A 23,012-nucleotide genomic window follows, 5' to 3' on the forward strand; every position below is an offset into this window, starting at 1 on the left:
AAAATTATTATGTATTATATTGGCGTTGATCTTGGAACTTCAGCTGTAAAGCTTCTTCTTATGGAAGGATCCGGAAAGATCTGCAACATTGTATCAAAAGAATATCCGCTGTTTTTCCCGCATCCGGGCTGGTCTGAGCAGAATCCGGAGGATTGGTTTACTCAGAGCATGGAAGGAATCAAAGAGCTTACAGAAGGAATTGATCGCAAAGAAGTAGCAGGAATCGGTTTTGGCGGCCAGATGCACGGTCTTGTAACTCTGGATAAAGATGACAATGTGATTCGTCCGGCGATTCTCTGGAATGACGGCCGTACAGGTGAGGAAACAGAATACCTGAATTCAGTCATTGGAAAAGATAAACTCTCTCAGTACACAGCAAACATTGCATTTGCAGGTTTCACCGCACCGAAGATCCTCTGGATGCAGAAGCATGAGCCTGAGAATTTTAAAAAGGTTGTAAAGATCATGCTTCCGAAGGATTATCTTGCCTATCGTTTAAGCGGATCCTTCTGCACAGATGTTTCCGATGCTTCAGGTATGCTTCTTCTGGATGTGAAGAACCGCTGCTGGTCAAAGGAAATGCTTGAGATCTGCCATATCACAGAGGCACAGCTTCCGAAGCTGTACGAGAGCTGGCAGGTAGTCGGAAACCTGAAAGCGGAAGTTGCAAAAGAGCTTGGCTTCTCAGAAGATGTGAAGGTTGTAGCAGGTGCAGGCGACAATGCGGCAGCAGCTGTCGGAACAGGAACTGTTGGTGACGGCCAGTGCAACATTTCTCTTGGAACATCCGGTACGATCTTTATTTCCAGCAAAGATTTTGGAGTAGATGAAAACAATGCACTTCATTCTTTTGACCATGCAGATGGAAGCTATCACCTTATGGGTTGCATGTTAAGTGCTGCATCCTGCAACAAATGGTGGTCTGAGGAGATTCTTAAGACAAAGGATTTCGTGGCAGAGCAGGCACCGATCCGGAAGCTTGGTGAGAATCAGGTATTCTTCCTTCCATATCTGATGGGAGAGAGATCTCCGCATAACAACCCGGATGCAAGAGGCGTATTTTTCGGAATGTCCATGGATACCACGAGAGCAGATATGACCCAGGCTGTTCTGGAAGGAGTTGCTTTCGGACTTCGAGATTCCCTTGAGGTTGCAAGAAGTCTCGGAATCCATATTGAGCGCACCAAGATCTGCGGCGGCGGAGCTAAGAGCCCTCTCTGGAAAAAGATCATTGCAAATGTGATGAACCTGAAGGTGGATGTGCCGGAGAATGAGGAAGGTCCGTCCATGGGCGGTGCAATGCTGGCAGCAGTAGGCTGCGGTGAATACCCGGATGTGGAAACGATCTGTAATAAGCTGGTCAGGGTAGTAGATACGGTAGAACCGGAACCGGAGCTGGTTGCAAAATATGAAGAAAAATACCGGAAATTCCGCAAACTGTATCCGGCAATGAAAGAGCTGTTCAGATAACAGCCATTTTCACGGATAAATATTGTTCTGCTTCATAGGTATGGAGCACTGAACGGTTAAAGATCAGGAGCATGTCACAGCTCCTGATTTTTTCTGTACTGTCTTGGTGTACAGCCCTTGATTTTTGTAAAGACCTTTGTGTAATAATTAGAGTCCGAAAAACCGGACAGCAGTCCTGATTCCGTAATAGAACAGGAGGGATTTTCCAGATATTCCAGGCTGCGTTCAATGCGGTATTCCTGGATGTATCCGAAGAGAGTGATATTCATGCATTTTTTGAAAAGCCGGCTGCATTCGCTGGGACTTAAGTGGATCAGGTCTGCAACATCATTCAGGAGGATCTTTTCAGAGTAGTGTTCTGCGATATAGGACATGATCTGACGGATGCGGCGGTAGTTTTCTTCATCCTGACCGGATGGAAGAGTTGTCCGGGAGATCGTATTTTCATACAAGATCTTCCAGAAGTGCTGCAGTCTGGCGATGATCTCAAATTCATACATGGGTTCCCGGCTACTGTCCAGGTCGATGATGTCACGGATATCTTTTATGGCCTCGGAATGCCATTTACAGGATAGATCAAGCGGTACGGCGGACAGGGAAAAGCTTCGGAGGATCGGTTCTGTATATTTCTGAAAAAGAAGGCTTCCCGAAAATCCGTAGATCAGTTTGGGGTCAAAGGTTATGGGGATATACTGACAGTCCTGATCCTGATACATATATCCGGCATGAAGGGCATTGGCATTGCCAAAGATTGCCTGTCCCTCTTTCAGGTGAAAGGTATTCTGATTGATCTTGTAGAGCATTTCGCCCTTTTCGATATAGGTAAGCTCGATCTCCGGATGCCAGTGCCACAGAAAGGAACCGGTCTCATAGCCGGAAAGCCGCTCGTAGCTTACCAGGAATGGGAAGGAGCTGTCTCCGTGTTTTTTCAGTTCTTTTCCGGCGGGATCTGTGATGATCTGCAAGGTGTTACCTCCTTCCTTCTGTGCGCGGATTCTGAAGTGTATATCTGCTTTTCATAGTGGAATTTATTTTATCAGAAAAGGCAGAAAATGCAAAGGGATATTCCGGGATCACCACAAAATAATACGGTTTTTACACAAAATTGTTATGGACAGAAAAGACGGAACTGTTATAATAAAAGTACATGAAGCGTTACTATTCACTGGTAATATTCCGCGCATTGCGAAGTGTGTTGCTGAGAACGGAGTGAACAGTAACCATGAAGCGTGACAGAGCGGAAGATTTTTTCAGGTTCTTCCGGATCTGGGGTGTAAACTATATAACAGGAGGAAGAAAAAATGGGAACAATTAAAATTCCGGCAGCAGAAGTGCTGAAAAAAATCTATGGCGAGACAGAGGAGAGCAGCGCCCGTTATACCAATCTTGCTGTGAATTTCGAGAAGAAATATCATCATGACAAGGCAGAGTTTTTTACTGCTCCGGGCCGTACGGAGATCATCGGCAACCATGTTGATCATAACGGCGGTCAGATCATTGCTGCAAGTATCGATCTGGATACCATCGGTGCTGCTTATCCAAACGGAACCAATGTGATCCATATGATCAGTGAGGGTTACAAACAGGAAGTAGTTGTTGATCTTGACAAGCTCAGCACAGAAACCTATACAAAAGGTACAGATGCTCTTGTTGCAGGTATTATGGAGTATATGCAGAAAAAAGGCTATGCTACCGGTGGATTTGACGCTTATGTTTCCACCAAGGTTATTGCCGCTGCAGGTGTAAGCTCCTCTGCTTCCTTTGAGATGCTTGTATGTGCGATCACCAATTATTTCTTTAATGAAGGTAAGCTGGAGTATGGCGAGTATGCGAGAGCAGGTCAGTATGCTGAGAATGTTTACTGGAAAAAGGCTTCCGGTCTGATGGACCAGATGGCTTGTGCTGCCGGTGGTCCGATCCTTCTGGATTTCTCTGATAAAGAGAATATCAGCTGTGAGAAGATCGCATTTTCCTTTGAGGATATGGGCTGCAGACTTGTGATCGTAAATACCGGTAAGGGCCATGCAGATCTCAGTGAGGAATATTCTTCTATTCCTATGGAGATGCGTGAGGCTGCGAAGGCTATGGGCGTAGAGCTTCTCTGTGAGTCCAATATGGAGAATCTTCTGGCACATGTGAAGGATATTCCGAATGACCGTGCTGTTCTTCGTGCGATGCATTTTTATGAAGAGAACAGACGTGTTGCAGATGCTGTGAAGGCTGTTGAGAATAAAGACGGTGAGGGATTCCTGCGTCTTCTTGAGGAGTCCGGTAATTCTTCCTGGGAGTGGCTGCAGAACTGTTATTCTCTGCAGAATTGCAAGGAGCAGAAGATCACGTTGAGTCTGGCGCTTACCAAGCTGTTTCTGAATAAGATCGGTGCTGGTATCTGCAGAGTTCATGGTGGTGGTTTTGCAGGAGTTATCATGTGCGTGCTTCCGATCGAGAACGCAGATGCGTATGTGGACTATATGGCTCAGTATGTTGGAAGGGAAAATGTCTATCCGATGAATATCAGGAGTACAGGGGCTGTTCATGTTGAGTAATTTTTGACGGCATAACGAACGTCATGGAGGGCGATTCGTTTCCGAATGCGGCTTTGGCGGCATCCGGAAATGAATCGCCCTTTGCGCTGTACTATGATTTTTTATTTTTTAATCAAAATTTTATGATTTGTTTCTGATTTAAATTTATGGGTTATGGTATAATGAGAAAAATTTTAAGAGAGTAATAAAAAAGAATTTGCAGAAGTTTTCAAGGTGAGGTTTCTGGAGTTGTTTTGAGTTTTGTTTTTTTCATTATATTTCATAAGAAAGGTTTGACATATTTATGAGCAGAAGAGAGTTTCTTGAGGTTTTACGGGGGCAGCTGTCCGGACAGATGACCCAGGGGAGAGCTGCGGCTCATGTGCGGTATTATGAGGATTACATTCAGTCTCAGGTCCGGAACGGTCGAAGTGAATCAGATGTTCTGGCAGAACTGGGGGATCCCAGGCTGATCGCCAAGACTTTGATCGATACAGATGACAGTGCAGCTGTTTATGATGAGTCCGGTTATTCTGAAGAGAGCTACGGTGCAGATGATTATGCGGATAATGGGACGGAGAGCAGTGCCGGAAAGGCAAGAAGCTTTAAACTGGATCTGAGCACATGGTATGGGAAGGCAATCGTGATCGCCATTGCAGCGTTAATTGTGATACTTTTAACAACTGTTTTGGTGGCAGTTGCTCCATTTTTGATAATTTTTGGTATAGTTTTGTATTTAATATCCTGGTACAGGAAGAAAAAAGTGTAATTGTTCCACAACAGCTGTGAATTAAAGACAATTTCCGTGTAATGAAATGGATTGCTTGTGAAAAAAGTATTTATAAGATTTGCATAAAAAATACGTGTTTGGTCTTGATTTATAGTGGATTTTACTGTATAATCTGGATTAACAAGTTGAGATTGTGTCTGTTTTGTATAAAAACAGATGATGCCATTGAGAAGAGAGAACGGCAGAAGATATGCATCGAAGGATGCGTTATTTTCTGCCGATTTTTTTATCTATTTTTTTATGGAAGGTAATCAGAATGGATTGCCTTATTGAGGTACGGCAAATTGTATAAAATAGATAAAAAAATAATTGTTATTAAATGATAATTGTATAAAATAAATAAAGAAATATTAAAAAATAGATAAATAGCTGTTGATTATATGCAAGAAATATGTTATCATTTGGTAAAAAGTTGGTAAAGATAACAAACGCGCAAATACAAAGGAGGGTAGTGGGAGGGCATTTTTGACAGCAGAACGTAAATGAGAGTTTTGCTTAATGTATTGGGGTAATTGCTGGAAGATATAACGGAAATGTTTTTCAGCAGAATGTGTAATGAGCAACATGATCAGCACTGTCAGGGGGACAGAGATATCGTGATGATGCAGCTGATCGGTAGTACGTAAATTTATGAAAAGCAGGTGATATACAATGAAAAGTAAAAAATCTTTTTTCAGGACAGTGGAGCCTTATCTCTATCTGGTTCCTGTAATGATCCTTTTTATACTGTTTGTATTCTGGCCGTTCGTTAAGACGATCCAGCTGAGCTTTGCCAGAACCACACCTCTTGGTCAGGTGGCACAGTATGTAGGACTTGACAACTATACGAATATTTTTACAGATGGAACGTTCCTTAACAGTTTGGTGACAACACTGAAATTCTCTGTTATGCGAGTTATCCTTTCTATTGTGCTCGGTTTTATACTGGCGATCATCAGTACAGAGAAGATCAGGGCAAAGGGATTTTTCCGTACTGTATATGCACTTCCGATGGCTATTTCCGCAGCAGCGGCATCTGTAGTGTTCATGTTTATTTTCCACAGCTCTCTGGGTATCCTGAACAGGGCGCTCGGAACTCATATCGGATGGCTGACAGATAAGAAATATGCACTGATCGCAGTTACGATCGTTAGTGTATGGATGGCGATCGGTATGAATTTCATTTACCTTACTGCAGCGATCCAGAGTGTACCGGCTGAGCTTTATGAGAGCGTTGCCCTGGATGGAGCGAATTTCTTCCAGAAGCACCGTCATGTAACGATTCCGTCAATCTCTCCGACACTGTTCTTCCTTCTCATCATCAATGTCATCAACTCCGTACAGGCATACGCAGAGTTCAAGATGATGACCCAGGGCGGACCGGCAGAGAGTACCAACGTTATCGTGTATGAGATTTACCAGGAGGCATTTATCAACAGCCGTTTCGGTGTGGCCTGTTCAGAATCCGTAATTCTGTTTGTTATTTTGATCATCCTGACTGCACTGCAGTTTAGACTGGAAAAGAAGGTGACCTACTGATGAAAGAAAAACCATATGTAAAAGTGGCGATGTATGCGCTGAATATTATTTTTGCAATTATTATTATTGTTCCTGTTATCTACTGTTTCAATGTTAGTATGATGGATCTGAAGGAGATCTACGGCGGAAAGTTCTGGCCGTCCCATCTGACTATCGAGAACTACACAAGAGCATTTCAGCTTGCACCGTTCTTTACCTTCATTAAGAACTCACTGATCGTATCCGGTGTTATCACATTTGCTCAGGTCGTTACAGGTGCTCTTGCAGCATATGCTTTTGCAATGATGGAGTTCAAAGGCAAAAAGGTCCTGTTCTATATTATGCTGGCAACCATGATGATCCCGAGCCAGGCGATCATCATCGCAAACTACCTGACTATTGCTGACTGGGGTATCCGTAATACATACGCAGCGCTGATCCTTCCTAATGCAGCAGCAGCTTTTGCAGTATTCAACATGCGTCAGGCATTCCTGACACTGCCGAAGGAGATCCATGAGGCGGCAGAGATTGACGGATGTACAAATTTCAAGTTCTTATATACCATCGGTGTTCCGCTTATCAAACCATCACTGGGTGCTCTGATCATCTATGTATTCCTTCAGAGCTGGAACTACTATCTGTGGCCACTGCTTGTAACTGACAGTGTAAATATGAGAACAGTTCAGATCGGTCTTGGTATGCTCCAGGGTGCTGAGGCAACAGACTTCCGACCGGTTATGGCCGGTGCTATGGTTATCCTGATTCCGTCGATCCTTGTATTTATCATTGGCCAGAAGCAGATGATCAGTGGTCTGACAGCAGGTGCTGTTAAGGGTTGATCCAATCACATAAGAGCAAGTAGCAAAAATGTTAATTTGTCCGACCTGTATTGGGGCGGGTCGGACCATTATAAAAGGAGGGTTTTTATATGAACAACAAAAAATGGATGGCGATTCTTTTAGGAGGAATCATGGCTGCATCTCTGGCAGCTCCGTGCTCAGTAAGTGCAGCTGAGAAAACAACACTTACATTCTGGCATGCAATGGGCGGCACAAACGGTGAGGTGCTTCAGCAGATCGTGGATGATTTCAACGCATCCCAGGATGAGATCGAGATTAAAGCTGAGTATCAGGGAACCTATGATGATACCATCACAAAACTGAAAGCTGCTATGCAGAGTGACTCCGGTCTTCCGGATGTTTGCCAGATGTATGACGTAGGAACAAAGTTCATGTATGACAGTGGTGCTGTCATTCCTGTAGAAGACAAATTTGAGAGCACAGGCTATGATAAGAGTTCCGTTATGGATGTTATCAGCAGCTACTATACCGTAGAAGGCAAGCAGTATGCAATGCCATTTAACGTATCCACACCTATGCTGTATTACAACAAAGACGTATTTGAGGCAGCAGGACTTGATCCTGAAACTCCTCCGACAACTTATGATGAGGTTCTTGAGGATGCCAAGAAGATCGTAGAGAGCGGAGCAGCTCCGGTTGGTTATTCACAGGCTATTTACGGATGGTTCTTTGAGCAGCAGCTTGCAGGACTTGGCGTAACATACGGAAACAATGACAATGGACGTACAGAGGCAGTTACAGCTGTTGATTTTGATTCCAACGGCGGCGGTCTGAAAGTATTTGACATGTGGAAAAAGCTGTATGATTCCGGATATTTCGAAGATTACGGAACAACAACAGCAGATACGCAGACAGCGTTCTTCTCCGGACAGGTTGGTATGATCATCGAGTCTACTGCTATCCTGAAAAACGCAGTTGATTCTTCTCCGTTCGAAGTTGGTACAGGATATCTCCCGAGAATCGAGCAGAATGATGAAGGCGGTGTTATCATCGGTGGTGGATCCCTGTGGCTTACAGATACAGGTAACGAAGCTAACGAAGATGCAGCATGGAAATTCATCGAGTACATCACAACTCCTGATGTACAGGCTAAATGGTCCATGGGCACAGGATACTTTGCAATCAACGAGAAAGCTTATGAGACAGATGATATGAAGGCTTACCTCAAAGAAAACCCGAATTTCGAGACAGCTATCAACCAGCTGAAGGATTCTCCTGTAAACTGCAATACAGCAGGTGTTCTCTCCGGCGTACAGACAGAAGCCCGTCTTACATTCAATGAGATCATGCCGCAGGTATATGATGGCAAGCTCACAACTCAGGACGCTGTTGATCAGCTTGCAGCTTCTGTAAACAAAGCAATCGAGAATTATAACGAGTCTATTAAATAATCAGAATGCCCTCTGATCAGTAGATAGAGCAACAGATAGGGATACCGCCGCCGGGCGCCGGTATCCCTGCTGTTTTACATGCTGTGAGACTACAGATCATGTATATCCGGGGTATAGGATCATATGAAAAACTGTGTAGTGAGACGGACGGAGTGAGTCCGGCTGACTAGACAGCTTTCGAATGGAGTGAGTGTGGCCTGCGGCGTTCGTGCAGGGCAAAATGAAGTGATGCGCTATTGGCGTTATCATCGGCAGAAAATAATGTTACAACAGGAAAGGGGCAAATTTATGGGCGGAATTCTCGGAGCATGCAATGCAATATCGGATTATTTGCACACTTTAAATATGGGATCGACGCTGTTTCGGCTGATTCTTGCGATGTTTCTTGGATGTCTGATCGGTATTGACCGTGGAATGAAGAAGCGTGTGGCAGGTGTAAAAACACATATGATCGTCTGTATGGGGGCAACTCTGGTTATGATGACGGGCGATTTTATCCATGTATATTCTAATGGGGCAGGAATCGGAGATACTGCACGACTTGGCGCACAGGTTGTCAGCGGAATCGGTTTTCTCGGAGTGGGAACCATCATCGTGACCGGACAGAGACATGTATCCGGTCTTACGACAGCAGCCAGTCTTTGGACTTCCGCGTGCATCGGACTTGCTGTGGGGATCGGTTTTTACAGCGGTGCGATCTTTACCACGCTGGGACTTATTCTGGTGTTCAAATATGCGAAATATATAGAGGTTTATGTGGAAGAGCATTCCAATACCTATGACGTATATATGGAGTTTGAAAATGAAGACAAGATGAGTATGGTCATAAAGAAGCTTCGGGAAGAGGATATCCTGATCTCCAACGTAGTTATCATCAAAAAGAGATCCAAAACACAGAGTGTGGTGATCCAGGCAACAATGGAAGCTGCCAAATGGAAAGCACGCCATACTGTATTTCGTGAGGTAAGACAGCAGGAAGGAGTTATTTCTGTGGAGGAAATATGATCGGGAATCGGGAATACAATGAAACTTATCATGTTTTTGAGAAAGTTAAGAGCATGTTAAAGAAAAAACGATGTATTTTACGAAAAATGCACTTGAAATATGAAGAATAGTCTGATACAATGAATACAAAGTGAAGAAGGAATCTGATTCAGCTTGCTGAATACAGAGAATGCCATTGAGAACAGAGACCGGCATGAAGACACATGGATAAGTGTGTTTTTATGCCGGCTATTTTTATGCGCAAATGTTAATGTTTCAAAAGGATTACAAGGGTTACAAAGGGTTATGGCATAAAAATAATGGCATATTCACTTGAAAGATTGCTGTTCGTAAGCAGTACTCCTCGCAGAATATTTACCTGCGGACGGCAATGCTTGTGTTGCAACGGATATTCTGCTGTTTCCGGCGCAGAGAAAGCCGGGGACAGTTCAGAAGATCCGCAAACAGGAAAGGAGAAACAGATCTATGTATGATGTGATCATTATCGGAGCAGGAGTTTCCGGAGCGGCAGCGGCGAGAGAGCTTTCAAGATATCGGCTGAAAATCTGCGTTCTGGAGCGAGAAGAGGATGTATGCTGTGGAACTTCCAAGGCAAACAGCGGAATCGCTCATTCCGGTTATGATGCAGAACCGGGAAGCCTTATGGCGGAACTGAATGTGAAGGGCAGCAATATGATGGGACAGCTTTCGAAGGAACTGGATTTTCCTTTTAAACAGACTGGTTCATTGACTGTCTGTACGACTGAGAATGGAATCGCCATGCTGCATAAGCTGCGTGAAAGAGGACTGAAAAACGGAGTAGAGGGACTGAGGATCCTTGACAGAGAAGAGGCACTTGCCATGGAGCCGAATCTGTCTGATCAGGTGCTGGCAGCACTGTATGCACCGACAGCCGGAATTGTCTGTCCCTTTGAGCTGAACATTGCAATGGCAGAGAATGCATATAACAATGGTGTGGAATTTAAATTTGACACAGAAGTAAAGAACATCCGAAAACAGGAAAAAGGTTTTGTTGTGGAAACCTCAAAGGGTGATCTTGAGACAGGCTGTATCGTCAATGCTGCCGGTGTCTATGCGGATGTTTTTCATAATATGGTAAGTGAGAAAAAACTGCATATCACTCCTCGTAAGGGTGAGTATATGCTCCTTGATAAAAGTACAGGAACACATGTGAATCATACGATCTTTGCACTTCCAAACAAGAGCGGAAAAGGAGTTCTGGTAACACAGACTGTTCATGGAAACCTTTTGATCGGACCTACAGCTACGGATCTGGAGGATCGGGAGGAAACAGCAACTACCTCGGAGGGTATGGAGACAGTAAGCGTCAAATCCGGTAAAACAGTAAAGGATATTCCACTGCGGAAGGTGATCACAAGCTTTGCGGGACTCCGTGCTGTCGAGGATGGTATGGATTTTGTGATCAAAGAGGTGGAGGATGCACCCGGATTTATCGATTGTGCAGGAATTGCATCCCCGGGACTTACCAGCTCACCGGCCATTGGCTGTATGATTGCTGACATCGTAAAAGAAAAATTACATCCGGAAGTAAATCCGGATTTTGATCCGGTGAGAAAAGGGATCCTGGATCCGTCAGAGCTTTCTCTGGAAGAAAGAAATGAGCTGATCAAAAGATCACCGGAATATGGAAATATCATCTGCAGATGTGAGATGATCTCTGAGGGAGAGATTCTGGATGCGATCCGAAGACCTCTCGGAGCGAAATCTCTGGATGGAGTAAAACGTCGTACAAGAGCAGGAATGGGAAGATGTCAGTCAGGCTTTTGCTCTCCCAGAACAATGGAGATCCTCAGCCGGGAGCTTGGCATTTCCATGGAGGAGATCACAAAAACAGGCGGAGATTCCAGACTGATCGAAGGAATCAACAAGAAAATTGCAGAGGAGGGCGAGAACCATGAGTGATAAGATTATGGTGAAGAGAGATATCGTGATCATAGGCGGAGGCCCTGCAGGACTGGCAGCAGCCCTGGCTGCAAAGAAAGAGGGAGCAGAGAGTATCCTGATCCTGGAACGTGATAAGGAACTGGGCGGGATCCTGAATCAGTGTATCCATAATGGATTTGGCCTTCATACATTTCAGGAGGAGCTGACAGGACCGGAATATGCGGCACGCTTTATCCGGATGGTAAAAGAGCAGCAGATCGAGTACCGGCTGAACACCATGGTCATGGATATCAGCCAGGATAAGGTGATCACTGCCATGAGCCGCCAGGAGGGAATGTATCAGATCCGGGCAAAAGCTGTGATCCTTGCCATGGGCTGCAGGGAGAGACCGCGAGGTGCACTGAACATTCCGGGATATCGACCGGCAGGCATTTATTCAGCGGGAACAGCACAGCGCCTTGTAAACATGGAAGGATTTATGCCGGGAAAAAAAGTAGTGATCCTGGGATCCGGTGATATCGGACTGATCATGGCCAGACGTATGACGCTGGAAGGCGCAGAGGTTAAGGCAGTGGCAGAACTGATGCCATATTCCGGAGGCCTGAAGCGAAATATCGTGCAGTGTCTGGACGACTTTGGGATCCCGTTGAAGCTTAGCCATACAGTGGTTGACATAAAAGGAAAAGAGCGTGTGGAAGGAATCACTCTTGCAGAGGTAGATGAAAACAGACGCCCGATTCCCGGTACAGAGGAATTTTTTGAATGCGATACGCTTCTTCTTTCTGTTGGTCTGATCCCGGAGAATGAGCTTTCCGGACAGGCAGGTGTGAAGCTGAGCAATGTGACTTCCGGACCGGTGGTAAACGAAAGTCTGGAGACAAATGTAGAAGGTATTTTTGCCTGCGGAAATGTTCTTCATGTTCATGACCTGGTGGATTTTGTTTCGGAGGAAGCCGGCAATGCAGGAAGAAATGCGGCTCTCTATATAAACAACAATGGAGAGGACAAAATACCGGAAGAGATAAAGATCACGCTTTCGCCCAAAAACGGTGTCCGCTATACAGTGCCGTCTGAGATCCGTACCGGTCATATGGCGGAGGAGCAGCTGGTTCGCTTCCGTGTGGGAAATGTATATAAAAATTGTTACATCCGTGCATATCTGGATGGAGAACGGATCTTTTCCAGAAAAAAACAGGTGGCAGCACCCGGAGAGATGGAACAGATCAAATTGAAAAAAGAGCAGCTTCTTTCCATTCTGGAAGGAAAACAGAAACAGGATAAACATGAACTTGTGATCCAGGTGGAGGAGTGATGAAAATGGAAAAAAGGAATCTTACTTGTATCGGATGTCCTATGGGATGCGCCCTTCTGGTGGAAATGAATGGAAAAGAAATCATTTCCGTCACAGGAAATACCTGTAAAAAAGGTGCGGAATATGCAGTGAAGGAAGTGACAGATCCGACCAGGATCGTGACAACGACCGTTCGTGTGAAGAATGGAAGTATGCCGGTGGTGTCCGTGAAGACAGCACAGGATATTCCGAAAGGAAAGATTTTTGACTGTGTGGAAGCACTGCGGGATGTATGTGTGGAAGCGCCGGTTCAGATCGGGGACGTGATCCTGGAGAATGTAGCAGGCACAGGCGTGGATATCGTGGCTACAGGAAATGTGAAGCAGATCATACAGTGATCTGCAAAGGATATATATATGGCAAACTGTATGCTTATAATATGTCAGCCCTCCGGCAGACAAAGCGAATAAAATAAACCTGAAAAGGCTTTTTTATCGCTTTGTTTGCCATGAAACAAAATATACAAAATGCACAAAAAATATTAGTGCTTAAAAGAATAATTAATTAAAAAATAACAAAAAAATGCACAAAAGTCGATAAAAAATGTTGAATATAAATAAATGCTATGATATAATCAGAAATATGAATTAGCAAAAATGCTCATAACGATGTGATGCATTGAATGGAGGATGATTAGAATGAAAGTATTTGGACATCGTGGTTTCAGCGGAGAATATCCGGAGAATACAATGCTGGCGTTTCAGAAAGCTGTGGAGGCTGGTTGCGAGGGGATCGAGCTTGATGTACAGCTGACCAAGGATCTGGTTCCGGTGATCATGCACGATGAGAAGGTTGACCGTACCACAGATGGAAACGGATATATCTATGATCTTACATATGCCGAGCTGTGTAAACTGGATTGCAGTTATCCGGATAAGTTTGCCGGAAAATTCGGCAGGCTTCAGATTCCGACTCTGAGAGAGTATCTGGAGTGGATGGCAGAGGAGGAAGATCTGATCACGAACATCGAGCTGAAGAACAGTGTTTATTATTATGGTGGTATGGAAGAGAAGGTCATTGATATGATCTGCGAATATGGTCTGGAGGATCGGATCATTCTTTCCTCTTTCAATAACGCATCCATTGTATTGTGCAGACAGAGTGATGAGACTATTGCAGGAGGCTTTCTGGTAGAGAAATACGTGGATAATGCAGGGGTTTATGCAAGAACCTGTGATGTGCAGTATTATCATCCGAATCTGGAATACCTGAAGGAAGAGCATGTACGCAGCTGTTCCCAGAACGGGATTGGGGTGAATGTCTGGACTGTAAACGAGGAAGAGGATATGAGAAGGATGAAGCAATGGGGAGTAAACTCCATCATCACCAATTATCCGGACAGAGGAAGAGCAGTGGCAGACGAGGATTGATGTTGCGATGTAAAGACGCTTTCTGCGAGGCACATGCAGGAGGCAGGCTAAATTTGAAATCTCCGGCAGGAGGGGGTCCTGCTGCAGATCTATAAAAATAAAATAAAAAAACTATAATAATGTATTATGGAGGATTTTTACAATGGAGAAAGAAACAAGACCTTTTATTTCCTGGCAGCTTGCAGACGATTTTATGACTGCGGTATTTGAGAAAATGGGAGTTCCAACAGAGGATGCGAGACTTTGTTCCGACGTACTTCTGGAAAGTGACAGACGTGGAATTGAGAGCCATGGCTGCAACCGCTTTAAACCGATCTATATCGACCGTATCAAATCCGGAATCTTAAATCCTGTAACAAAGATCGATATCCTTAAAGAGACACCAACAACTGCAGTTCTCGATGCCAACGATGGTATGGGAATGGTAGCCAGCAAGAAGGCTATGGACATGTGTATTGAAAAAGCACATAAATACGGCATGGGTATGGTTGCAGTCCGTAACTCTTCCCATTATGGAATCGCAGGCTACTGGACAGGTCTCGCAGCAAAGGAGAATATGATCGGTATCAGTGGTACCAACGCAAGACCATCCGTTGCACCGACATTTGGTGTTGAGAATATGCTTGGAACCAACCCGTTGACATTTAGTATGCCTACAGATGAGCCGTTCCCATTTACACTGGACTGTGCAACATCTGTTATCCAGAATGGCAAGATCGAATACTACGCACGTATCAATCATGATACTCCTAAGGGTCTTGTTATTTCCAGAGAAGGAGAGGAGCTTACAGATAGTGCAGAGATCCTTAAGAAGATCAGAAGCCAGCAGGCAGCACTTGCTCCTCTCGGTGGATTTGGTGAGACAACCGGAGGATATAAGGGATACGGATACTCTACTGTTGTTGAGATCCTTTCCGCTGCTCTTCAGTCCGGTCTCTTCCTGAAAGCTCTGGATGGTAAGGATGAGGAAGGAAAGATCCGTCCATATCATCTTGGACATTTCTTTATTGCTATCGACACAGAGGCATTTATGGGTGCAGAGGCATTCAAGAAAACATGCGGTGATATCCTGAGAGACCTGAGAGGCTCCGAGAAGGCTCCTGGACAGGAACGTATCTACACAGCAGGCGAGAAGGAATATGATGTATGGATGTATCGTAAGGATAAGGGAGTTCCGGTGACAGAGGCAGTTCAGAAAGAGTTTATCGGACTTCGCGATGAATTCGGACTTACACAGTTCAAATTCCCGTTTGAGAAATAATGTATCTGCAGAAGGGAAGTCCATAGGGGCTTCCCTTCTTTTACCAGAGAAGAAGATTGTCTGAGAATTGTAATACAGCCGGAAATAAAACAGATATATTTGGCAAATGCGTCTGGTCTTTGAAGCAATAAACTGATACAATAAGAATAATATCTTCAAATAATGCGCGGAGATAGGATGATATTGTGTGAACATTGCGGAGGAAGAGAGAATATGAACAAAGAATTTCTGGACGCGATCGAGGCGAACCCGATCATAGCGGCTGTAAAGGATGAACAGGGGCTTCAGAACTGTCTGGGCAGAGAAGAGCTTACCGTGATCTTTATCCTGTATGGAGATATCCGTTCTATTGGGGGAATTGTGGAGCAGATCCACCAGGCGGGGAAGATCGCGATGGCACATATAGACCTGATCACAGGTTTATGTTCGAAAGAGGTTTCTGTGGATTATATTTGCAAAAATATCCATGCAGACGGGATCATTTCAACAAAAGCATCCATGATCAACAGGGCGAAGAAGCTTGGAATGTATACAGTTCTGCGTTTTTTCCTTATTGATTCCATGGCAATCAAGAATATTGAGAATCTGGGAAATCAGCATGAGCAGCTGCCGGATGTGGTGGAGGTTCTGCCGGGGGTGATGCCGAAGATTCTTAAACAGATATGTAAAACAAGCAAAGTGCCTGTGATCGCAGGCGGTTTGATCTCCGATAAGGAGGATGTAATGGGAGCGCTGGGTGCGGGGGCAGCAGCGGTTTCCACTACAAATCAGAAGGTATGGGAATTGTAAGGCTGCAGAGGCATTGATCTGCAGCAAAGAAATGTATTGGAGGATTTTTATATGGCAAAATATATTATGGCGCTGGATTCCGGAACGACCAGTAATCGCTGTATTCTTTTTGATGAAAACGGAAGGATCCGCAGTGTGGCACAGAAGGAGTTTATCCAGCATTTTCCGAAACCGGGATGGGTAGAGCATGATGCAGGTGAGATCTGGTCCACACAGCTTTCTGTTGCCAGAGAGGCTATGAACCAGATTGAGGCAACGGCAGAGGATATTGCAGCAATCGGTATCACCAATCAGAGAGAAACCACCATTGTCTGGGATAAGAATACGGGACAGCCGGTTTATCATGCCATCGTATGGCAGTGCAGAAGAACTTCAGAATACTGCGACAGTCTGAAAGCGAAGGGACTGGAAGAAAAATTCCGTCAGAAAACAGGACTTGTTATTGATGCGTATTTTTCTGCCACCAAAGTAAAATGGATCCTGGATAATGTGGAGGGTGCCCGCGAAAGAGCAGAGAAGGGAGAGCTTCTGTTTGGTACCGTGGAGACCTGGCTGATCTGGAAACTGACCAAGGGAGCTGTTCATGTAACAGATTATTCCAATGCATCCAGAACGATGATGTTCAATATTAATACACTGGAGTGGGATGATGAGATCCTGGAGGAGCTTGACATTCCGAAATGCATGCTTCCGCAGGTAAAAGAGTCCAGTGAGATTTATGGTGAGACAGATCCGTCCTTTTTCGGTGGAAGGATCCCGGTAGCCGGTGCTGCCGGTGACCAGCAGGCGGCGCTGTTCGGACAGGCCTGCTTTGAGAAAGGTGAAACCAAGAATACATACGGAACCGGTGGTTTTCTTCTGATGAATGCAGGAGATAAACCGGTATTTTCCAATAACGGGCTGGTTACAACCATCGGATGGGGACTTAACGGAAAGATCACTTATGTTCTGGAGGGATCCGTATTTGTGGCTGGTGCTGCGATTCAGTGGCTTCGTGATGAGCTTCATCTGGTGGATTCTGCATCGGATACCGAGTATTTTGCGGGAAAAGTACCGGATGCAAACGGCTGCTACGTCGTGCCTGCATTTACGGGACTTGGAGCTCCTTACTGGGATCAGTATGCCCGTGGCACGATCGTGGGATTGACCCGTGGTGTAAATAAGTATCATATTGTGCGTGCGACTTTGGAATCTCTTGCATATCAGGTCAATGATGTGCTGGAGGTTATGAAGGAAGATGCCGGAAGTGACCTTGCAGTTCTTCGTGTAGACGGCGGAGCAAGTGCAAACAATCTTCTCCTGCAGATTCAGGCCAATATCAGTAATGTGGCTGTAGAACGTCCGGAATGTATTGAAACAACTGCTCTTGGTGCCGCATATCTGGCAGGTCTTGCTGTGGGCTTCTGGAAAAGCAAGGAGGCAGTACTGGAAAGCCGTGATGTGGAACGTATTTTCCGCACGGAGATCGATGATGAGAAGCGAAATGCCATGGTAAAAGGCTGGAGAGCTGCAGTAGGCTGCTCCAGAGACTGGATCAAAAAGATCCAGTAAAAGGTAAAAAAGAAAAGTCATGCAGCGGGACCGGATGAAAATGTCCTGTGCATGGCTTTTTTGCGCTTTCGGAATGTCACAGACAGACCGTCATAGTAAGCGATCGCGGAACAGATCCGCCGGAGTTTACAGAGTGGTCAGATCGATTCTGTAATCGTCGGAACCTTCTCCGTCAGCAGTGTAGTAAGCTGCTCTTTCTTCTGCATTTACATAAATGTGGAGCTCTTTGCCTTTCAGGCCTTTTGCTTCTGCATCTTTCTTAACAGCTGCCTCAAGGTCGGCAACTGTGATGGATGTCTCAAAAATTTCAAGTGTGATGCCGCTGATCTTATGATTTTTTACAGTGTTCTTAACTTCTTCTACTACTTCTGGTGCCTTGGCTGCTACAGTCTCTGTTGCTTTTTTGACTGCTTTAACGGTTTTTTCAGCTGCAGGTGTTTTTTCAATCTTTTCTACAGTTGATTTCACGGTAGCTTTGGCTTTGGTGGTTGCGCTCTTCAGGTTGCTTGTTCTGCTGTTTCTTCTTTTTTCCATAATGGAACACTCCCTTCCACATATCTCGCTGACAGAACAGATCTGTCGGAATATGTACCTGTTTACAGTATCATGAATCCGGTGGAAAGTCAAATTTTTGCTTGGGTGTTGCATTTCCGGCGGTTGTCGTATAAACTGGATTACAGAGAAAATCAGACAGGGGTACAGAGATTGAAGAATATTCAGGAAGATATTAAAACAGGAAAATTTAAGCAGGCATATCTCCTTTATGGTGAGGAAGCCTATCTGAAACAGCAATATAAAAGAAATCTGGTGAAGGCTCTGAACCCGGACGATGATACCATGAATTTTACCAGATATGAAGGGAAGGGAATCGATGTCCGGGAGCTTTTGAGTCTTTGTGATACCATGCCCTTTTTTGCAGAGCGAAGAGTAGTCCTTCTTGAGGATACGGGATTCTTTAAGAATAAATGTGAGGAACTGGCAGATTATATGAAAGCTCTGCCTGATTATCTGTATCTGGTGTTCTGCGAGTCTGAAGTAGATAAAAGAAGCCGTATGTACAAGGCGGTAAAAGCCTGCGGCAGCATCGGGGAATTTAAACAGCAGGATGAAAAGACTCTTATGCGGTGGGCAGCAGGAATCCTTGGAAAAAATGGCCGCAGGATCACCCAGAGAGATGTGGAGCTTTTGCTGACCATGACGGGAACAGATATGGGAAATATAAGGATGGAGCTGGAAAAGCTGATCTCCTATACAGTTGGAAGAGATGTTGTGACTGCTGCAGATATCCGGGCTGTCTGTACTGCACAGACAACCAATAAGATCTTTGATATGGTGCGTGCGGTGACGGAGAAGAACCAGAAGCGGGCCCTGGATCTGTACTATGACCTTCTGACTCTTCGGGAACCGCCAATGAGGATATTGTTTCTTCTGGCGAAACAGTTTCGTCAGATCTGCCTGACCAAGAAAATGTCGCAGGAGGGTCTTTCTCAGACTGAGATCGCTTCCAAACTGGGAGTACCCTCTTTTGTTGTGCGGAATCTGGCGTCCTGTGCCAGATCCTACACTGTGGAAGAACTGGAGAATGCTGTGCGGGATTTTGTGGATGCGGAAGAGGAGGTAAAGACAGGTACACTTGGAGATGTGCTCAGCGTGGAGCTTCTGATCGTGAAGTACAGCTCGGCGAGAGCAGTGAGGGCCTGAGTTTTACGAAGACGGGTTCTTCCACAGGGTCGCTCCGTTGTCCCTGAGCCATTTTTCGCAGGCTTTATACTCCGGCATCACAGATGCCACCACTGCATAAAAGGCAGGGGAATGATTCATTTCTTTTCTGTGGGAAAGTTCGTGTACCACAACATAATCCAGGACTTTTTCCGGGGCGAAGATCAGCCGCCAGTTGAAGTTCAGGTTTCCTTCGCTGGTGCAGCTTCCCCAGCGGGTTTTTTGTTCCCGGATCGTGATACGGCCGTAGGTTACGCCCATTTTTCTGGCGTAGGCTGCGGTTTTTCTTTTGAATATTTTTCTGGCGGATTCCATATAATAACTGCGGCGAAATTCCGAAAGAGGCGGATTTTCAGCCGAGGACTGTGCCGGCTCAGTGGCAGCGTGTGAGAGATGCTCCAGGATCCAGCTTTCTTTCTGTGAGAGAAAACGATGGATGGTGGAATCTGGCATTGTGTGTGGAGCGCGGACAGTCACCTGACCGGAAACGCTGACCTGGATCGCCAGGGTTTTCCGGCTGCTGCGGATAATGCGGTAGGGAAAGGGATGAGATATCATAAAAAACTCCTTTTGGTCAATGCAGAAATCTATATACAAAAAAGACAGTCGCTGACGGTTCGACTGTCTTTCCTTTTACTTATAAGCTTATAACTAAAATATTCCGTGGTCTATTACGCAATGCTGTTGACAGCTTTGGAAAGACGGGAAATTTTTCTGGCGCAGTTATTTTTGTGATAAACGCCCTTGGATGTAGCTTTGCTGATTGTGGAGATTGCGTCCTTAAGAGCAACCTCTGCAGCTGCCTTATCCTTATTCTCAACTGCTGTCTCAACTTTCTTGATGGAAGTCTTAACTGCAGAACGGATTGCTTTGTTTCTTGCAGCCTTAGTGCTGTTAACTAAGATTCTCTTCTTTGCGGATTTAATGTTAGCCAATTCGTACACCTCCGATTCCTTAAAAATATAATATTAAATTACATTCACAGGAACAGACACGGGCGCTCCTATGAAACATGCTTATATATATTATTATACGTGCACAGGAATGTCAAGATGTTTTTCGCAAAAATTCAAAAAAAAATATGCGAAAAATACCAGATGCTGTGTGTAAAAGCGGAAATGATACATATTTATGGGAAAAAGGGAAATAATAAAAGGGAAAACACGGGAAAAGCTGCAGGCAGCAGCGAAAAAGTCTTTTTGATTTTACAGAAAAAGAGGATGAGAGTATGGCTGGAAGGAGCAGAATCAGAACAGACCTGGCACTGGAAGCAACGGAACGCTTTCGGGAGGAAAATGTAGAAGTACATGGAGTAGAGATCAGGGAAAAATACGATGAGGAAAAGGAGGTGCGTACTACAGTTGTAAGGATCACAACGGAAAACGGAGCCAGGGCCATGGGAAAACCACAGGGAACTTATATTACCATTGAGGCACCGGATCTTTCCGTTCCGGATGAGGATTATCACAGGGAGATTTCTGAAGAAGTGGCACATCATTTAAGGGAACTGATCGATCTTGGACGTCAGTTGTCAATTCTGGTGGTAGGGCTTGGAAATCAGGAGATTACTGCGGATTCCCTTGGCCCTCGTACAGTTTCCAATCTTCACATGACAAGGCATGTGATTCGGGAATATGGGCTGAAGAGCAATGGACATATGAAAATGCACCAGATCAGCGGGATCGTTCCGGGTGTGATGGCACAGACAGGAATGGAAACCCTGGAAATTGTTCGGGGTGTTGTTTCTGAGACAAAGCCGGATTTGGTGATCGCCGTAGATGCGCTGGCGGCCAGAAGTACGACAAGACTTAACCGGACGATCCAGATCACGGATACCGGGATCAGTCCGGGCTCCGGCGTGGGGAATCACAGGGAAGGCCTGAATGAAGAAAATCTTTCGGTCCGTGTGATCGGGATCGGTGTTCCGACTGTGGTGGATGCGGCTACTATTGTCCATGATTCCATGGCGGAGCTTCTGGAGGCACTGGAGGAAGATGAGCAGAAGGAGTTTCTGGAAGAAATGATCTCGCCGAAGCTTTACACCATGTTTGTAACACCAAAGGATGTGGATGAAACGGTACGGTATTTAAGCTTTACCATTTCCGAGGGACTGAATCTGGCTTTTTCCGATAGTCTAATCGAAGAGGACAGGTCATAAAATACCATAAGAGGTGATCGTGGGTGACAAATATCCAGAGGGCTTTCTGCGTGGTTTTGAGCCTGATCTTCCTGTGTGTGGTGGCTGTCCTTCCGGGAGATTTTTTCAGGCATGGTGAGATCTACAGACAGCTGCCGCTGTATTGCTTTCTGGAAAAGAAAGCTCTGCAGAAGGAAAATGGCAGAGACAGGGAAACAGAGATGCTTTTGCAGGAAAAAAACGCAGAGCATCTGGGTAAAGAAGTGGAAGCAGAGAACCGAAAAGAGCAGGAGACGCTGCTGATGGCCGAGGCGGAAGAGGTAGAGAAGAAAGAAGAGCTTCAGAAGAAAGAAGAGCTTCAAAAGAAAAAAGAAATTCAAAAGAAAGAAGCGGAAGAGGCAGAGAAAAAATCTTCTGACGGCAAAAAAAGTGAAAAGGAGACCGGTAAGGAAAATGCAGAGCCGGAAGTTACGGAGTCGGGGGACACAGGACAGGAAGTTGCAGAACAGGAGACTCCGGCGTCAGAGGAGAACCGATCCGGTGAAAATACCGCGAAGGAACAGGAGACAGTGGCACTGCCACATCCGCAGATTGATTTGTCTCAGGCGAAACTGGCAGATTTTGACTATGTGATGAATCAGTTTTTTATATTGGATTCCAATACGGAGACGAATGCACAGCAGATCAGTGCGCCCCGTTTTCTGAAGGAGGATCTGTCCGTTAAAAAGGATTCATCGGTACCCCAGATCCTGATCTATCATACCCATTCCCAGGAGGCTTTTGCAGATTCAAGAGAAGGACAGACTGAGGACACCATCGTAGGAGTGGGAGATCATCTTACTGAACTTCTGGAAAAAACATACGGGTACCAGGTCATTCATATAACAGATCCCTTTGATATGATGGGAGGAACACTGGACAGGAGCAAGGCTTATGATTATGCCAGGGCCTCCATAGAAAAAGTGCTGGAAGAAAACCCCACCATTGAAGTTGTGATCGACCTTCACAGAGATGGTGTGCCGGATGACCGGCATCTGGTAACTCAGGTGAATGGAAAACCTACTGCTCAGCTGCTTTTTTATAATGGATTAAGCTATACAGTCAGTCAGGGGGCAGTGAGTTATCTGCCCAATCCTTACATAGAAGAGAATCTGGCATTTTCCTTTCAGCTGGAATATCAGGCGGCACAGTATTACCCCGATCTTTACCGGGGAATCTATCTGGCAGGTCTTCGCTATAATCTGCATCTTAAGCCACGTGCGCTGCTTCTGGAGGCCGGAGCGCAGACAAATACCGTGGAGGAAGTCAGAAATGCCATGGAACCTTTTGCAGATATCTTAAACAGAGTTCTGAAAGGCAGTGACAAAGAAGACTGAAATATGGTATGATAA

21 protein-coding genes are annotated in these 23,012 nt (G+C 45.2%); 17 read left to right on the forward strand and 4 right to left on the reverse strand.

The annotated features are described in order from the left end of the window. The first annotated feature begins 9 nt into the window (after positions 1–9). Positions 10–1,470 (forward strand): xylulokinase, encoded by a 1,461-nt coding sequence (xylB, locus tag MUB50_RS12125; RefSeq protein WP_118625910.1) that lies wholly within the window; start codon positions 10–12, stop codon positions 1,468–1,470. 74 nt (positions 1,471–1,544) lie between these two features. On the opposite strand, the gene MUB50_RS12130 is transcribed toward xylB, so the two are convergent. Next, positions 1,545–2,435, reverse strand: coding sequence for an AraC family transcriptional regulator (locus MUB50_RS12130; protein ID WP_173753950.1), 891 nt, complete (start codon positions 2,433–2,435; stop codon positions 1,545–1,547). Between the two features lie 345 nt (positions 2,436–2,780). Between MUB50_RS12130 and MUB50_RS12135 the strand changes: the two genes are divergently transcribed. From MUB50_RS12135 to glpK, 13 genes are all read left to right on the forward strand, one after another. After that, positions 2,781–4,016, forward strand: a complete 1,236-nt coding sequence (locus MUB50_RS12135; protein ID WP_431833222.1) for a galactokinase — start codon at positions 2,781–2,783, stop codon at positions 4,014–4,016. Between the two features lie 283 nt (positions 4,017–4,299). Beyond that, entirely contained in the window at positions 4,300–4,764 is a 465-nt protein-coding gene (locus tag MUB50_RS12140) for a DUF1700 domain-containing protein (protein ID WP_022426942.1), read from the forward strand. A 672-nt stretch (positions 4,765–5,436) separates the two neighbouring features. Further along, positions 5,437–6,303: a carbohydrate ABC transporter permease gene (locus tag MUB50_RS12145; protein ID WP_022426943.1), complete on the forward strand. Its 867-nt coding sequence runs from the start codon at positions 5,437–5,439 to the stop codon at positions 6,301–6,303. After that, positions 6,303–7,121 carry a carbohydrate ABC transporter permease gene (locus MUB50_RS12150; RefSeq protein ID WP_021651865.1) on the forward strand — a complete coding sequence of 273 codons (819 nt, stop codon included), beginning with the start codon at positions 6,303–6,305 and terminating at the stop codon, positions 7,119–7,121. Before MUB50_RS12145 ends, MUB50_RS12150 begins: the two co-directional genes overlap by 1 nt. Positions 7,122–7,210: 89 nt before the next feature. Then, positions 7,211–8,533: an ABC transporter substrate-binding protein gene (locus MUB50_RS12155; RefSeq protein WP_186582407.1), complete on the forward strand. Its 1,323-nt coding sequence runs from the start codon at positions 7,211–7,213 to the stop codon at positions 8,531–8,533. Between the two features lie 288 nt (positions 8,534–8,821). Further along, entirely contained in the window at positions 8,822–9,538 is a 717-nt protein-coding gene (locus tag MUB50_RS12160) for an MgtC/SapB family protein (protein ID WP_015527451.1), read from the forward strand. 465 nt (positions 9,539–10,003) lie between these two features. Beyond that, positions 10,004–11,461, forward strand: coding sequence for an NAD(P)/FAD-dependent oxidoreductase (locus MUB50_RS12165; RefSeq protein ID WP_244791230.1), 1,458 nt, complete (start codon positions 10,004–10,006; stop codon positions 11,459–11,461). 7 nt (positions 11,462–11,468) lie between these two features. Continuing rightward, a complete protein-coding gene (locus tag MUB50_RS12170) occupies positions 11,469–12,755 on the forward strand; it encodes an NAD(P)/FAD-dependent oxidoreductase (RefSeq protein WP_186582413.1) in 1,287 nt (428 codons plus the stop codon). A 5-nt stretch (positions 12,756–12,760) separates the two neighbouring features. Beyond that, entirely contained in the window at positions 12,761–13,132 is a 372-nt protein-coding gene (locus MUB50_RS12175; protein ID WP_244791228.1) for a DUF1667 domain-containing protein, read from the forward strand. Between the two features lie 300 nt (positions 13,133–13,432). Further along, positions 13,433–14,164: a glycerophosphodiester phosphodiesterase gene (locus tag MUB50_RS12180; protein WP_118515048.1), complete on the forward strand. Its 732-nt coding sequence runs from the start codon at positions 13,433–13,435 to the stop codon at positions 14,162–14,164. 142 nt (positions 14,165–14,306) lie between these two features. Next, complete coding sequence (locus MUB50_RS12185; RefSeq protein WP_114002062.1) at positions 14,307–15,425, forward strand: Ldh family oxidoreductase; 1,119 nt, start codon at positions 14,307–14,309, stop codon at positions 15,423–15,425. 213 nt (positions 15,426–15,638) lie between these two features. Beyond that, positions 15,639–16,214 carry a glycerol-3-phosphate responsive antiterminator gene (locus MUB50_RS12190; RefSeq protein WP_118515044.1) on the forward strand — a complete coding sequence of 192 codons (576 nt, stop codon included), beginning with the start codon at positions 15,639–15,641 and terminating at the stop codon, positions 16,212–16,214. A gap of 51 nt (positions 16,215–16,265) precedes the next feature. Continuing rightward, the gene (gene glpK, locus MUB50_RS12195) at positions 16,266–17,765 is read left to right on the forward strand and encodes a glycerol kinase GlpK (RefSeq protein WP_173753946.1); all 1,500 of its coding nucleotides are present in this window, start codon (positions 16,266–16,268) and stop codon (positions 17,763–17,765) included. A 126-nt stretch (positions 17,766–17,891) separates the two neighbouring features. Here the strand turns inward: glpK and MUB50_RS12200 are convergent, their stop codons facing one another. Continuing rightward, positions 17,892–18,299, reverse strand: a complete 408-nt coding sequence (locus MUB50_RS12200; RefSeq protein ID WP_015527442.1) for a DUF6465 family protein — start codon at positions 18,297–18,299, stop codon at positions 17,892–17,894. Positions 18,300–18,470: 171 nt separating this feature from the next. Here MUB50_RS12200 and holA point away from each other — a divergent pair, with 171 nt between their 5' ends. After that, the gene (gene holA / locus MUB50_RS12205) at positions 18,471–19,466 is read left to right on the forward strand and encodes a DNA polymerase III subunit delta (protein ID WP_244791226.1); all 996 of its coding nucleotides are present in this window, start codon (positions 18,471–18,473) and stop codon (positions 19,464–19,466) included. Between the two features lie 3 nt (positions 19,467–19,469). Here holA and MUB50_RS12210 read toward each other — a convergent pair whose 3' ends face one another. Next, positions 19,470–20,042, reverse strand: coding sequence for a M48 family metallopeptidase (locus MUB50_RS12210; RefSeq protein WP_244791224.1), 573 nt, complete (start codon positions 20,040–20,042; stop codon positions 19,470–19,472). A 113-nt stretch (positions 20,043–20,155) separates the two neighbouring features. Then, on the reverse strand, positions 20,156–20,419 hold the full coding sequence (rpsT, locus tag MUB50_RS12215) for a 30S ribosomal protein S20 (RefSeq protein WP_022426951.1): 264 nt from the start codon (positions 20,417–20,419) through the stop codon (positions 20,156–20,158). A 293-nt stretch (positions 20,420–20,712) separates the two neighbouring features. Here rpsT and gpr point away from each other — a divergent pair, with 293 nt between their 5' ends. Together gpr and MUB50_RS12225 are read left to right on the forward strand one after the other, a co-directional pair. Further along, positions 20,713–21,642 (forward strand): GPR endopeptidase, encoded by a 930-nt coding sequence (gene gpr, locus MUB50_RS12220; RefSeq protein ID WP_118515038.1) that lies wholly within the window; start codon positions 20,713–20,715, stop codon positions 21,640–21,642. A 23-nt stretch (positions 21,643–21,665) separates the two neighbouring features. Next, entirely contained in the window at positions 21,666–22,997 is a 1,332-nt protein-coding gene (locus MUB50_RS12225; protein ID WP_244791222.1) for a stage II sporulation protein P, read from the forward strand. Positions 22,998–23,012 lie beyond the last annotated feature (15 nt).

The sequence above is a fragment of the Blautia sp. NSJ-140 genome (assembly GCF_022868965.1).
Taxonomy (GTDB): domain Bacteria; phylum Bacillota; class Clostridia; order Lachnospirales; family Lachnospiraceae; genus Blautia_A.

Excerpts from the sequence above, each read along its gene's own strand:
- glpK (WP_173753946.1), top strand. The coding sequence starts at position 16,266 with ATGGCAAAATATATTATGGCGCTGGATTCCGGAACGACCAGTAATCGC.
- MUB50_RS12150 (WP_021651865.1), top strand. The coding sequence starts at position 6,303 with ATGAAAGAAAAACCATATGTAAAAGTGGCGATGTATGCGCTGAATATT.
- gpr (WP_118515038.1), top strand. The coding sequence starts at position 20,713 with ATGGCTGGAAGGAGCAGAATCAGAACAGACCTGGCACTGGAAGCAACG.
- xylB (WP_118625910.1), top strand. The coding sequence starts at position 10 with ATGTATTATATTGGCGTTGATCTTGGAACTTCAGCTGTAAAGCTTCTT.
- MUB50_RS12200 (WP_015527442.1), bottom strand. The coding sequence starts at position 18,299 with ATGGAAAAAAGAAGAAACAGCAGAACAAGCAACCTGAAGAGCGCAACC.
- MUB50_RS12145 (WP_022426943.1), top strand. The coding sequence starts at position 5,437 with ATGAAAAGTAAAAAATCTTTTTTCAGGACAGTGGAGCCTTATCTCTAT.
- MUB50_RS12175 (WP_244791228.1), top strand. The coding sequence starts at position 12,761 with ATGGAAAAAAGGAATCTTACTTGTATCGGATGTCCTATGGGATGCGCC.
- MUB50_RS12160 (WP_015527451.1), top strand. The coding sequence starts at position 8,822 with ATGGGCGGAATTCTCGGAGCATGCAATGCAATATCGGATTATTTGCAC.
- MUB50_RS12190 (WP_118515044.1), top strand. The coding sequence starts at position 15,639 with ATGAACAAAGAATTTCTGGACGCGATCGAGGCGAACCCGATCATAGCG.
- MUB50_RS12140 (WP_022426942.1), top strand. The coding sequence starts at position 4,300 with ATGAGCAGAAGAGAGTTTCTTGAGGTTTTACGGGGGCAGCTGTCCGGA.
- MUB50_RS12180 (WP_118515048.1), top strand. The coding sequence starts at position 13,433 with ATGAAAGTATTTGGACATCGTGGTTTCAGCGGAGAATATCCGGAGAAT.
- MUB50_RS12165 (WP_244791230.1), top strand. The coding sequence starts at position 10,004 with ATGTATGATGTGATCATTATCGGAGCAGGAGTTTCCGGAGCGGCAGCG.
- MUB50_RS12210 (WP_244791224.1), bottom strand. The coding sequence starts at position 20,042 with ATGATATCTCATCCCTTTCCCTACCGCATTATCCGCAGCAGCCGGAAA.
- MUB50_RS12155 (WP_186582407.1), top strand. The coding sequence starts at position 7,211 with ATGAACAACAAAAAATGGATGGCGATTCTTTTAGGAGGAATCATGGCT.
- MUB50_RS12185 (WP_114002062.1), top strand. The coding sequence starts at position 14,307 with ATGGAGAAAGAAACAAGACCTTTTATTTCCTGGCAGCTTGCAGACGAT.
- MUB50_RS12170 (WP_186582413.1), top strand. The coding sequence starts at position 11,469 with ATGGTGAAGAGAGATATCGTGATCATAGGCGGAGGCCCTGCAGGACTG.